The 12,694-nt window shown below is 71.3% G+C and carries 9 protein-coding genes and 1 pseudogene; 3 read left to right on the top strand and 7 right to left on the bottom strand.

The window, feature by feature from the left end; all coding sequences use genetic code 11:
- Positions 1–4: 4 nt before the first annotated feature.
- The 3 genes from PZB77_RS29515 to PZB77_RS29505 all read right to left on the bottom strand — a co-directional run bounded on the left by PZB77_RS29515 (position 5) and on the right by PZB77_RS29505 (position 2,101).
- Positions 5–634 carry a GNAT family N-acetyltransferase gene (locus PZB77_RS29515; protein ID WP_275495678.1) on the bottom strand — a complete coding sequence of 210 codons (630 nt, stop codon included), beginning with the start codon at positions 632–634 and terminating at the stop codon, positions 5–7.
- 77 nt (positions 635–711) lie between these two features.
- Positions 712–1,647, bottom strand: a complete 936-nt coding sequence (locus PZB77_RS29510; RefSeq protein ID WP_275495677.1) for a YihY/virulence factor BrkB family protein — start codon at positions 1,645–1,647, stop codon at positions 712–714.
- Positions 1,648–1,783: 136 nt separating this feature from the next.
- On the bottom strand, positions 1,784–2,101 hold the full coding sequence (locus tag PZB77_RS29505) for a cupin (RefSeq protein WP_275495676.1): 318 nt from the start codon (positions 2,099–2,101) through the stop codon (positions 1,784–1,786).
- A 109-nt stretch (positions 2,102–2,210) separates the two neighbouring features.
- On the opposite strand from PZB77_RS29505, the gene PZB77_RS29500 reads away from it, so the two are divergent.
- A complete protein-coding gene (locus PZB77_RS29500) occupies positions 2,211–2,831 on the top strand; it encodes an L-threonylcarbamoyladenylate synthase (protein ID WP_275495675.1) in 621 nt (206 codons plus the stop codon).
- A gap of 78 nt (positions 2,832–2,909) precedes the next feature.
- Here the strand turns inward: PZB77_RS29500 and PZB77_RS31310 are convergent.
- Both PZB77_RS31310 and PZB77_RS29485 read right to left on the bottom strand, forming a co-directional pair.
- Positions 2,910–4,049: pseudogene (locus PZB77_RS31310) on the bottom strand (type III polyketide synthase); the annotation flags it as partial.
- Positions 4,050–4,077: 28 nt separating this feature from the next.
- Positions 4,078–5,283, bottom strand: coding sequence for a cytochrome P450 (locus PZB77_RS29485; protein ID WP_275495674.1), 1,206 nt, complete (start codon positions 5,281–5,283; stop codon positions 4,078–4,080).
- A 261-nt stretch (positions 5,284–5,544) separates the two neighbouring features.
- On the opposite strand from PZB77_RS29485, the gene PZB77_RS29480 reads away from it, so the two are divergent.
- Together PZB77_RS29480 and PZB77_RS29475 are read left to right on the top strand one after the other, a co-directional pair.
- Positions 5,545–6,762, top strand: a complete 1,218-nt coding sequence (locus tag PZB77_RS29480; protein WP_275495673.1) for a Dyp-type peroxidase — start codon at positions 5,545–5,547, stop codon at positions 6,760–6,762.
- 357 nt (positions 6,763–7,119) lie between these two features.
- Positions 7,120–10,137, top strand: coding sequence for a carbohydrate binding domain-containing protein (locus PZB77_RS29475; RefSeq protein ID WP_275496272.1), 3,018 nt, complete (start codon positions 7,120–7,122; stop codon positions 10,135–10,137).
- Positions 10,138–10,225: 88 nt separating this feature from the next.
- Here the strand turns inward: PZB77_RS29475 and PZB77_RS29470 are convergent, their stop codons facing one another.
- Both PZB77_RS29470 and PZB77_RS29465 read right to left on the bottom strand, forming a co-directional pair.
- A complete protein-coding gene (locus PZB77_RS29470) occupies positions 10,226–11,302 on the bottom strand; it encodes an aldose epimerase family protein (protein WP_275495672.1) in 1,077 nt (358 codons plus the stop codon).
- Between the two features lie 173 nt (positions 11,303–11,475).
- Positions 11,476–12,504, bottom strand: a complete 1,029-nt coding sequence (locus tag PZB77_RS29465; protein ID WP_275495671.1) for a LacI family DNA-binding transcriptional regulator — start codon at positions 12,502–12,504, stop codon at positions 11,476–11,478.
- Positions 12,505–12,694: the final 190 nt, after the last annotated feature.

The following is a 12,694-nucleotide window of genomic DNA, read 5'->3' as shown; positions in this document are numbered from 1 at the left end:
TGTCCTACAGTCCCGCGCTGTCGGTGGTCCGGCCCAGGTAGGTCAGGGGCCCGGGGTCGGGCACGTGGATCTCGTGGAAGCCCAGCCGGTCGTAGAAGATCCTGGCCGGCTCGTTCGCCGTGAGCATCGAGAGGTACACGTCCTCGACCCCCTTGGCCCGCAGCGCGTCCAGGAACGCACGCATCAACTCCCGTCCGTGGCCCTTGCGCTGCCACTGCGGCAGGAGGTCGATGTGCAGGTGGGCCGGATAGGCGGCGACCTGCGGACCGAGCATGTGCTCGGGGCGGTGCAGGAGCGCGACCATCGCCTCGGTCGGCGTGGCGGGCGGGGCGTCGGAGGCGGGGAAACGGTCGGAGACCAGGGGAAGCCAGCGCTCCCGGAACGCGGCGGCGAAGGCCGTGGTGTCGGCCGTCCCCAGGACGTACCCGACGGCCCGGCCGGAACCGTCGTCCAGCACGAACACCAGGTCGGGTTCGAGGTAGGCGTAGGGCGCGGCGAAGAGGGTGGGCATCAGCTCCTGATCGGCGTACAGGTGCCGGGAGTCGCCACCGTTGTCGGCGGTCCGGACGCAGATGTCACCGAGCGCGGCACGGTCACCGGGACGGTAGGAGCGGATGTGTGCGGGGTGTCCCATGGCGGGGAGCATGCCATCTTGGGAGCGCTCCCACAAGGCGTCGGAATGCCTCGCCGGACGCCCGGGAAGGACCGCCCTCACTCCCCGCCGCCGGCCTCCTGGGGTGGCACCGCCGGCCAGGCCGCCCGAGCCTTCCGTTCCGCCGCCAGCTCCACGTTGAACTGGGCTCCGGCCAGCAGCGCCAGGTTGGTGAACCAGACCCAGATGAGGAAGACGACGAGCCCGGCGAGGGAGCCGTAGAGCCGGCTGTACGTGCCGATCTGCGTGGCGTAGAGCGCGAATCCGGCGGACGCGACCAACCAGAGCACCGCGGCGAGCACGCCCCCGGGAAGCCCTTGCCGCGTCCCGCGCACCGAGCGCGGCCCGGTCCGGAAGAGGACGGTGATGAGGCAGGTGACCAGGACCAGCATGACCGGCCACTTGAGGATCCACCACAGGGTCTGCGCCGCCTCCGCCAGCCCGATCCGCCGGGCCGCCCAGCGGGCGAGCGGCCCTGTGAGCACCAGGACGAACGCGCTGGTCAGCAACAGGATGAGCAGACCGATCGCCGAGGCGACGATGGCGTGCGCGTTGCGCAGCGCCGGCCGGGTGTCGCGCTGGTGGTGCATGGCGTGCAGCGCCCGGCGGAAGACCGCGAGGTAGCTGGAGGCCGACCAGATGGCACTGACACTGCCGGTGGCGACCAGGACCCAGCCGGCGGCGCGCTGCTCGGTGGCGGCGAGGAGCGGCTGGCGCAAGGCCGCTCCGGACTCCGCCGGGGCGAAGGCCGTGATGTCCGCGATCAGCGCGGCCGTGGCGTGGGGGCTGGCCAGCCCGATGACGGAGACCGTGACGAGCAGCGCGGGGAGCAGGGCGAGGATGGCGTAGTACGTCTGGGCCGCGGCCCAGTCGGATATGTCGTCGTTCCACAGGGAGACGGGTGTCCGCCTCAGCGCGGCGGACCAGGCGGCGGTACGGCCGCCCGGGCGGTGGTCACCGGCCTCGCGGGCACGGGGAACGGACTTGCTGGACACGCGTCGCTCCGGGGGACGTGGACGGGTTGGGGCCCGTCGGATTTCCGTGATCGTCGCACGGTCACACCGCCGGTGCCGTCCTTTCTCTCATGCCTCCGTTTCGCGGGAGTACACCGCCGCGGGCGCGCTCGGCTTGTCACTCGTTGACCGCCGTGAGGAGGACGACCGCGTCTTCCAGCGCCACCAGTCCGTGCCGTTCCCGCGGGACCGGGGCGAGGGCGCCGGCGGTCAGCTCCACGTCGCCGGAGGGCGCGGTGACGCGGACCGCGCCGCGGAGCACCAGGAGGGAGGCGGCGAGCGGCGCGTTGTGGTCGTCCAGGACCGCACCCGCGGTGAGGGCGATGACCGTCTGGCGCAGCGGGGGCTGCTGGAGCAGACGGTGCGCGCTGCGTCCGTGCGGCGAGGAGCGCGCCGCGGTGAGGTGCTCGTCCACGAGGGCGTTGAGGTCGTTCATACCGCCACTCTGCCGCAGCGCCCACCGGGCCGCCGCCGGAGCGTCGCGGGGTGCGGACCCCCGCGGGCGGTGCGGGCCGCCCCGTAACGACAACCCGTAGAATCGGCGGATGGCTAAGTATTTCGACGTGCATCCCGAGAACCCCCAGCGGCGCACGATCAGCACGGTGGCCGACCTCATCCGTTCGGACGCCCTGATCGCGTATCCCACGGACTCCTGCTACGCCCTCGGGGCCCGGCTGGGCAGCCGGGACGGGATCAACCGCATCCGGTCGATCCGGCGTCTCGACGACCGCCACCACTTCACCCTCGTCTGCGAGAACTTCGCCCAGCTGGGCCAGTTCGTCCAGATCGACAACGACGTCTTCCGGGCGATCAAGGCGGCCACCCCCGGCCGGTACACCTTCATCCTGCCCGCGACGAAGGAGGTGCCGCGTCAGCTGCTGCACCCGAAGAAGAAGACGGTGGGTGTCCGGATCCCCGACCACGCCGTGGTGCAGGCGCTCCTGAGCGAGCTGGGTGAGCCGCTGCTCTCCAGCACGTTGCTGCTGCCCGACGAGGAGGAGCCGCTGACGCAGGGCTGGGAGATCAAGGAGCGGCTCGACCACGAGGTGGACGCCGTGGTCGACAGCGGTGACTGCGGGACGGAACCGACCACGGTCATCGACTTCTCGGACGGCGAACTCACCATCGTGCGCGAGGGTGCGGGAGACACCACGCGCTTCGAGTGAGTGCCTGGTCTTTCCCGCGGCCCGGTGGCGGGCCCGGACGACTCCGGTCCCGCCACCGGGCCGTGACGGTGGTCCGGGCTACCGGCCGAGCAGCGCGCCGCCCGGCGCGGGAACCGCTCCGCCCGACCCGAGGAGCTCTCTTGCCGGCCCGGGCCGGTGGTCCGGCTCGCGCACCCACCGCCCCACCGCGCACTCGGCCGTGATGCCGGGCCCGAATCCGGCGATGAGGCCCTGGGCTGCGTCGTCCGCGCCCCCGTCCTCGAAGAGCCGGGCGAGGGCGTCGAAGACCACGGAACTCGCGATGTTGCCCCGCTCGGTGAGCGTGGCCCGGCTGTAGCGGAACATCTCCGGCGGCAGCCGGAGGAAGTGACACAGGTCGTCGAGGATGCGCGGCCCTCCGGCGTGCACGATGAAGAAGCCCAGGTCCCGCACGGCCCAGCCGTGCAGGTCGACCAGGTTCTGGAGCACCGGGGCGAGCATCTCCATGGTGCCGGGGACCCGGCGGTCGAGCAGGAAGTGGAACCCGGTGTCACGGACGGCGTAGGAGATCCAGTCCTCGGTGCCGGGCACCAGGTGGGAGCCGTTGCGTTCGAGACGCATTCCGGCGCCTCCCTCCCCCCGGACGACGGCAGCCGAGACGGCGTCGCCGAAGAGGCCGTTGGAGAGCAGTGATCCGACGCCGACGTCGGTGGGCTGGTAGAGGAGTGAGCAGAACTCGCAGGACACGATGAGGACGTTGGACTCGGGGTAGGCCCGGCAGAAGTCGTGGGCGCGGTTGATGGCCGCTCCGCCCGCGGCGCAGCCCAGCTGGGCGATCGGCAACTGCCTGGTCTCCGGCCGGAAGCCGAGGGTGTTGATCAGCCAGGCGGTCAGCGACGGCATCATGAAGCCGGTGCAGGAGACGTAGACGATGAGGTCGATCCCGGCCGCCTCGACCTCGGCGTTCGCGAGCGCGGTGCGCACCACCTCGGGGACCCTCTTCTTGGCCTCGGCCTCGTACACCCTGTTGCGCACTTCGAAGCCGGGGTGGCGCAGTGTCTCCTCGATCGGCTGGACGAGGTGGCGGGTCCGCACGCCGGTGTTCCGGATGAGCCTCAGGACCAGGTCGCGCTGGGGGTGGCCGTCGTGGGTCTCGCGGGCGAGGTCCAGGGTCTGCTGCATCGTGATGACGTGTTCGGGCACAGCGATGGCCGGACGGCACAGGGTCGCCATGGGTTCTCCTCGGGTCTGGGAGCGGAGGCCCTCGTCACCACGTGACGGGCAGGGTGAGCGGGTAGCGCCAGATCGACGTGGTGTTCCAGCGGACGTCCTTCGCCGGTACGTCGAGACGGAGGTCCGGGAACCGGCGGAGCAGCGACGAGAACGCGGTCTCCAGCTCCATGGTGGCGAGCGGGGCTCCGAGGCAGTGGTGAGCGCCCCAGCCGAAGGTCATGTGGGGGATGGAGGGCCGGTCCGGGTCGAGGTCGTCGGGCCGCTCGAACTTCTCCGCGTCCCGGTTGGCGGTCAGGTAGGAGACGTGCACCACGTCGCCGGCGGGGATGCTGACGCCGCTGAGCTCCACGTCCACCAGGGCGATCCGGGGGATGCCGACGCCCTTGCGGAACGGAATGTGGCGCAGGAGTTCCTCGAGGGTGCGGGGCAGCCGTTCCGGGGAGTCGCGCACGGTCCGCGTCAGTTCGGGCCGGGTGAGCAGCGAGTAGGCGATGTTGCCGAGTTGGTAGGTGGTGGTGTCCTGTCCGGTGATGAGCAGGACCATCGCCATGACGGTCAGTTCGTCGTCGCCGAGGAGTTCGTCGCCGTCCCGGGCGGTGGCGAGGGTGCTGATGAGGTCCTGGCCGGGTGACCGGCGGCGGCGGGCGGTGAGTTCGCCGAAGTAGGCGCGGAGCTCCGCCTTGGCGCGGACGGCGTCCTGCTTTCCGGCGGCGCCGACGTTCATCATGGTGAGGGCGTGTGCGCGGAGCCAGGGCCGGTCCTCGCCGGGGATGTCGAGCACCTCGCAGATGGTGACGAGCGGCAGCGGCGAGGCGACGGCGGCCATGAAGTCGGCCGGGCTGCCGTCCTCCTCCATGTCGGTGAGCAGCCGGTCGACGATGCGCCGGGTACCCGCGCGCATGGCGTCGATCCGCCGGGCGGTGAAGCTCTTGGCCACCAGGCCGCGGAGCCTGCTGCTGGCCGGCGGGTCCATGAGGTTGATGGCCTCGTCCTGGACGATGGGTTCGGGGGTCATCCGGGGGAAGTCGCGCCCCGTCACGGCGCTGCGGCTGAACCGCCGGTCGGTGGTGACCGTGCGGACGTCCTCGTACCGGGTGACCAGCCAGGCGTCGCCTTCCCCGTAGGGCATGCGGATGCGGGAGACCGGTGCGGTGGTCAGCAGCTCTCTGAGCTGTGGGTCGAACTCCAGCTGCTGCGCGAAGTCGAAGGGGCAGCTGCGTACGGCTTCCGTGTTCTCCACCGAGGTTCTCCCAGGGACCGGTCCATCTGACGTCAAAGGCGGTCCGTCCCCGAGCGGGACCGGACCCCGGCTGCATTCCCTTCACCCTCGGGAACATGTTCGCCACGCTGTGTAGTCAGCCGATCAGGGGACGGCGCGGAGGCACACGGGACCGAAGGGCGCACGGCGGGTGACCCGCACGAATGAATTCGCGCCCGGGCGCACGCCTCGCTGGTAAGGCTCACGAGCCAGGGAGATCGAGCACGTGGAAGAGGCGCGACCATGACAGATAACGACGACCGTCCGGCCATCGGTACGAATCCCGCGCACGGACGGCGGGGGTTCGTGCTGACGGGCGTCGGTCTTGCCGGGGCGGTGGCGGGCGCGCCGGCCGCGTCCGGGGCGCCCGTTCGCGGGGCGTCCGCGGCGCCGGGGGCCGAGCGACGGAGCGGGGTGCCCTTCCACGGTGCGCACCAGGCCGGGGTGGTGACGCCGCAGCAGGCGTTCGCCGGGTTCGCCGCCTTCGACGCGCTCGGCAGCGACCGCGGCGATCTCGCCCGTCTGCTGACGGTGCTGACCGCGCGGGCCAGGGTCCTCACCGCGGGGTCGCCGCGGGGCGGGCCGGACGACCGTCTCACCGTCACGGTGGGGGTGGGGGCGTCCCTCTTCGACGAGCGCTTCGGCCTCCGGTCCCACCGGCCCGCGGGGCTGCGGACCATGCCGGCGTTCCCGGGCGACGACCTCGACCCCGAGGCCTGCCACGGCGACCTCTCGGTACAGATCTGCGCGGAGCACCCCGACGCCGTCCTGGACGCGATGGTGGACCTGAAGAGGGAGTTGCGGGGGCTGGCGAGTGTGCGGTGGCGGAGCGACGGGTTCCTCAACCCGCCCCGGCCGAGCGGCGCGCCGCGCAGCATCGTCGGGTTCAAGGACGGCATCTCCCGCCCGGACACCTCCTCCGAGCGGGAGATGGACCGGGTGCTGTGGCTGGGGACGCGCGCCGGCACGCCCGCCTGGGCACGGGGCGGTTGCTACCAGGTCCTGCGGATGACCCGGCTGCGGGCCGAGGCGTGGGACCGGTTGCCGGTCACCGAGCAGGAGCGCGTCTTCGGCCGGAACAAGGCGACCGGCGCGCCGCTGACCGGCACCGTGGAGACGGACGTGCCCGACTACCGGTCGGACCCGGACGGAAGGAAGATCTCCTTCGACTCGCACATCCGCCGGGCGAACCCCCGGACTCCGGAGACGGCCGACTCACTTCCCCTGCGCCGCAGTTACAACTTCGACCGCGGCCTGACCCCCGACGGCGCGCTCGACGTGGGACTGAACTTCTGCTGCTACCAGCAGGACATCGAGCGGCAGTTCGAGGCGGTGCAGCGACGCCTGAACGGCGAGCGGCTCGCGGACTTCACGGTCGCCCGGGGTGGCGGCTACTTCCTCGTGCTGCCCGGTGTCGCGGACGCGAGCGGCGTACTCGGCGCTGGGTTGCTGACGGACTGACGCCGGCGCGGGGAGTCCGCGGCGGGATCGGCGACAGGTGCCGGAGCACGGCCCCGGAGGCGCCCGCGCGCGGCGCGCCCCCGCGGGGCCGTGCGCCCGCGGAGCGCATCGTCGCGGACGCCGGAACCCACCGCCCTTGTCAGAACTCTTTACGAAGCTGACATGCACGGGTAATTTCCTGGTCGCAAGAGATTGCAGCAAGATTCTGACAGCGGTTGCTGTCAGATGCTCTTCCGCTCGCCCGAACCCCGAGGCGCGTCCGGGTTCTCCGGCGGGATCTCGACCGGTTTCCCTACGGGGACCCGGCGTTGTCGGCAGCCGTGGCCTCACCCGCCGCGGCCTCCCCCTGGAGACATGATGAAACGCTCCCCCTTTCGGCTGCTGAGACGCCCCGTGGCGGCGGCCGCGACGGCAGCCGCGCTGCTGAGCCTGCTCACCGCGATACCGAAGACGCAAGAGGTGGCCGCGGCACCGGTCGCCGCCTCCGAGAACTCGGCGACCGTCTTCTACTGGACGAAGACCAAGAACTGGTCCGCCTACAAACTCCACTGGGCGCCCGACGGCGGTTCGTGGACGAACGTGCCGGGTACGGCGATGACCGCCGCATGTACGGACTGGGTGAAGCTCACCGTGCCGCTCGGGACGGCCGCCGGCCTGGCCGCCACTTTCAACAACGGCCAAGGCGTCTGGGACAACAACTCGGGCAACAACTACGCGCTGGGCACCGGCAACGTCACGGTCAAGGACGGCGTCGTGGCCCACAGCGACCCGTGCGCGGACACCGGGACGACCCCGAGCCCCTCCCCCACCGGGACGAACAGCGCCCAGGTCTACTACTCCACCGCCACGGTCGGCTGGACCACCGTCAACGTCCACTACCAGCCCGTGGGCGGCGCGTGGACCACCGCCCCCGGTGTGGGCATGGAGGCGGCCTGCACCGGATGGGTCCGGCGGACCGTCGACCTCGGTACGGCCACCGGGCTCAACGCCACGTTCAACAACGGCAACGGCGTCTGGGACAACAACAACGGGGCCAACTACGCGCTCGTCGGCGGGCGCACGACGGTGAAGGACCACAAGGTCATCTCCGGTGCGGCCGATCCGTGCGCCGCGGTGGTCCCCGACACCACCGCCCCCACCGCCCCCACCAAGGCGGCCGCCGCCGCCGACGGCGTCTCGGTCGTCCTCTCCTGGGAACCGTCCAGGGATGACGTGGGGGTGACGAAGTACCAGGTCACCCGTACCGGCGGGACAAAGGGGAGCCTGGTCACGGACACCGGCTCCACCGTGTTCTCCGACACCGGTCTGGAGGAGCGGACCGCGTACAGCTACACCGTCAGGGCGGTGGACGCGGCGGGCAACGTCTCGGCGGCCTCGGCGGCGGCGACCGCCACCACCGGCGCCAGGCCCCCGGCGGCCGCCTCGGGGCAGCCGCTCGGCACCGACCCGCGCAAGGACCCGATCTACTTCGTCCTCACCGCCCGCTTCAACGACGGTGACACCACCAACGACCGGGGCGGCAGCCAGGACGTGAAGTCCGGCAACGCGGCCAACAACGACCCCATGTTCCGGGGTGACTTCAAGGGCCTGGTGAAGAAGCTCGACTACATCAAGGGCCTCGGCTTCTCCGCCATCTGGATCACCCCGGTGGTGCTCAACCGGTCGGACTACGACTACCACGGCTACCACGGATACGACTTCTACAAGGTCGATCCGCGTCTGGAGTCCGCCGGCGCCTCGTACCAGGACCTCATCAACGCGGCGCACGCCAAGGGGATGAAGATCTACCAGGACGTCGTCTACAACCACTCCTCGCGCTGGGGCGCCAAGGGACTGTTCACCCCCACGGTCTACGGCGTGCGGGACTCCCAGTGGAGCTGGTACTACGACGAGAAGAGCGAGGGCTTCGACTACGACGGACTGACCGTCGAGACGAAGTCCGGCAAGTCCTACTACAACGGCGACCTGTGGTCGACCGCCGAGCCGGCCGGCAACACCTGTCTCAACTGGGGCAAGCCCACCGGCGGTACGTCCGCCGAGGGGTACAAGGTCTACAACTGCCAGTGGCCGAACGCCACGTCGGGCATGTTCCCGAAGGCGTACTACCACAACTGCTGGATCGGCAACTGGGAGGGCGAGGACTCCCGCAGCTGCTGGCTCCACGAGGACCTGGCGGACTTCGACACCGAGAGCGCCCCGGTGCAGAACTACCTGATCGGCGCCTACGACAAGTACATCGACATGGGCGTGGACGGCTTCCGGGTCGACACCGCCGTCCACATCCCGCGCACCACCTGGAACCGCCGCTTCCTGCCCGCGATCCAGGAACGGGTCACCTCGCGGTTCGGTGCCGAGGCGGCGAAGAACTTCTTCGTCTTCGGAGAGGTCGGTGCCTTCGTCAACGACAAGTGGAACCGGGGTTCGGTCAACCACTCCGCGCAGTTCTTCACCTGGAAGGAGCGCAAGGACTACAGCGCGGACGACGCCGCCGCCTCGCTGGAGATGTACACCTACGAGGAGCAATTGGGCACCGGACAGCAGCCCGTCTCCGACAACGCCTTCCTGAAGGGGAACAGCTACCACGCGCCGGACCACAGCCGGTTCTCCGGGATGAACGTCATCGACATGCGGATGCACATGAACTTCGGTGACGCCAACAACGCCTACGGCAACGGCAAGGACTCCGACGACAGTTACAACGACGCCACCTACAACGTCGTCTACGTCGACAGCCACGACTACGGGCCCAACAAGAGCAGCGAGCGGTACGCGGGCGGCACGGACGCCTGGGCGGAGAACATGGCCCTGATGTGGACGTTCCGCGGCATCCCGACCCTGTACTACGGCTCCGAGGTCGAGTTCCAGGCGGGGAAGAAGATCGACTGCGGGCCCAGCTGCCCGCTGGCGACCACCGGGCGGGCGTACTTCGGCGACCGCGTCGCCGGTGACGTGACGGCCTCGGACTTCGGCAAGGTCTCCTCGGCGAGCGGCGCGGTGGCGGACACCCTCGCGCAGCCGCTGGTCAAGCACGTGCAGCGGCTCAACCAGATCCGGCGCGCGGTCCCGGCGCTCCAGATGGGCCAGTACTCCACCGACGGCATCAGCGGTTCGATGGCGTACAAGCGCCGGTACACGGACGCGGCGAGCGGGGTCGACTCCTTCGCCCTGGTGACGGTGACCGGCGGCGCCTCGTACACCGGGATCCCGAACGGTACCTACGAGGACGCGGTGACCGGGGACGTCCGGACCGTCACCAACGGCACCCTCACGGTGGCCGCGCCGGGCAAGGGCAACCTCCGGGTGTACGTGCTCGGCCTGGGCGGCAGGAACGCGGCCCCGGGCAAGATCGGCACCGCCGGTCCGTACCTGAAGTAGCACCCGCCCTGCCGGTGAGCGCCGGTGCGGCCCCTTCGTCGGGGGCCCGCACCGGCGCTCCCACGCGTGCGGTGCGCGGCGCCGGTCCTCAGTGGGGGGCCCTCAGGTGCGGGAAGCGCCACTCCGTGCGGGTGCGGAGTGTCCGGCCGGGGCGCAGCACCGTGCTCGGGTAGCCGGGGCGGTTGGGCGAGTCCGGCAGGTGCTGGGTCTCCAGGCAGACCGCGCCGTGGCGGTCGTGGACGCGGCCCTCGCCGTCGGTGAAGGTGCCGTCCAGCAGGTTGCCCGAGTAGACCTGGATGCCCGGTTCGGTGGTCCACACCTCCATCACCCGGGACGCGTCGGGCGCGGTGAGCCGGGCGGCGCGGCGCAGTCGGCCGGGGGCCGAGTCGCGCAGCACCCAGCAGTGGTCGTACCCGCCGGCGGCGGCGAGCTGCTCGTTCGGGAGGGCGAAGCGCTCGCGCAGGACGCGCGGTTCCCTGAGGTCGAACGGGGTGCCGCGCACCTCGGCCGGGTCGCCCTCCGGGATGCCCTCGGGGTCCACGGGGAGGTAGTGGTCGGCGTCGACCTCCAGGGTGTGGCCGAGGATGTCGGCGTCGTCGCCGAGGTTGAAGTAGGCGTGCTGGGTGAGGTTGACGACCGTCGCCCGGTCGGTGGCGGCCGTGCAGTCGAGCGAGAAGGTGCCCGAGGCGTCGAGGGCGTACGTGGCGCAGACGTCCAGGGCTCCGGGGAAGCCCATGTCGCCGTCGGGGCTGTGCAGGCGCAGGGTGACGGAGGCGGCGGTGTCACCCTCCTGGGCGGTGGCCGCCCAGACTCTCGTGTGGAAGCCCTCGGGACCGCCGTGCAGCGCGTGGCCGCGGTCGTTGAGGGGGATCCGGTGGGTGGTGCCGTCGAGCGTGAAGCTGCCGTGCGCGATCCGGTTGGCGTAACGGCCCACGAGCGCACCGAAGTAGGGGTGGTCCTTCGCGTAGTCGTCCATCGCCGGGAGCGATCTGACGATCTGTCTGCTCCTGCCGCGGACGTCCGGCACGGACAGGCGGTGCAGGATCCCTCCGTAGGTGAGGACTTCGGCCCGCACTCCGGTGCCGGAATCCAGCGTCCAGAGGTCTGCCTCGGCGTCTTCGGGAGCGGAGCCGAAAGGAGTGCGGTGCGCGGTGGGGCGGGGCATCGGCGTTTCCTTGGTGGAAAGCGGCCGGCCGGTACGGGTGGCGCAGCGGTCGGCCGGAGGGACGGCGGCCGACGGCCGTCGTGGACGGGTGGGGGCCGCGCGGGCCGGGGCCGGCGGGCGACCGGAGCGGCCGGGGCGGGGAGCCCCGGCGCGCGGAGGCCGGGCGGCCCCGGTCAGCCGGCCGGCCGGGGCTGCCGGGGGGCCGTCGACTCGCGGACGACGAGCCGGTATCCGGGGCGCGGGCGGCGCGGTTCGGCCACCGGTGAGCCCGCGAGACGCTCGACGAGGCTGTCCACGGCGAGGCGCGCGATGGCCTCCTTGTCGGGCGCGATGGTGGTGAGGGTGGTGGTGCCGTACCTGCTTTCCTCGATGTCGTCGAAGCCGACGAAGGCGATGTCGTCCGGGACGGCCAGCCCGCGCGCGGTGACGGTGCGCATGGCACCGATCGCGATCAGGTCGTTGTAGGCGAAGACCGCGTCGGGCCGCTCACCCCGGTCGAGGAGGGACGCCATCGCGGTCGCCCCGTCCTCACGCCCGTATCCGTCGGTGACGACGACCAGCGACTCGTCCGGCTCGACCCCCGCGGCCGCGAGCTCCTCGCGCCAGCCGCGCAGGCGCAGGTGGGCGGGTTGGCGTTCCCGTCCGGTACGGGAGCCGAGGAAGGCGATCCTGCGGTGTCCGTGGTCGAGGAGGTGGCGTACCGCGGTGCGGGCGGCGGCCACGTTGTCGATGGCGATGTGGTCGTACGGCGCCTCGTACTCCCGCTCCCCCAGCAGGACCAGTGGCGCGGTCTCCTCGCGGGCCATCAGGTCCTCGGTCTCCAGATGGATCGGGCTCATGATGAGCCCGTCGATCACGTGCGACCTGAACCCCTGGCTGACCAGCAGCTCTTTCTCCCGGAGCCCTGCCGTGTGGTCGACCAGCACGGTGTAGTCGTGCCGGGCGGCGGCGTCGACGACGGCTCCGGCGAGTTCGGCGAAGTACGGGTTGCCGAACTCGGGGACCGCCAGCGCGATGATGCCCGTACGGCCCTTGCGCAGGTGGCGGGCGGTGAGGTTCGGCCGGTAGCCGAGCTCGTCGATCGCCTGCTGCACCTTGGCCCGCATCTTCGGGGTGACGTGCTGGTAGTTGTTGACCACGTTGGACACGGTCTTGATGGACACGCCCGCCCGCTGCGCGACGTCCTTGAGGCTGACGCCCACGGCACTCCTTCACTCGGTTCGGCTAGGGGTCTTTCGTCTGGATCAGGCTGGACCGCGGAGCGGGCTCCGGTGCCGTGCGTCGCGGGGCGGAGGAAGGAACCGACGCGGAACGTCGGCGTCCGACGGCAACGCCGCGAGGTGCGGCACCGGGGTACGCGGGCCCGGCATGCTCCGAACGGGAGGCCCCGGG

It is taken from the genome of Streptomyces sp. AM 2-1-1 (assembly GCF_029167645.1).
In the GTDB taxonomy this organism is placed as follows: Bacteria; Actinomycetota; Actinomycetes; order Streptomycetales; family Streptomycetaceae; genus Streptomyces.
The sequence above is the reverse complement of the archived record's forward strand: the minus strand, read 5'-3'. Positions and strand labels throughout refer to the sequence as shown.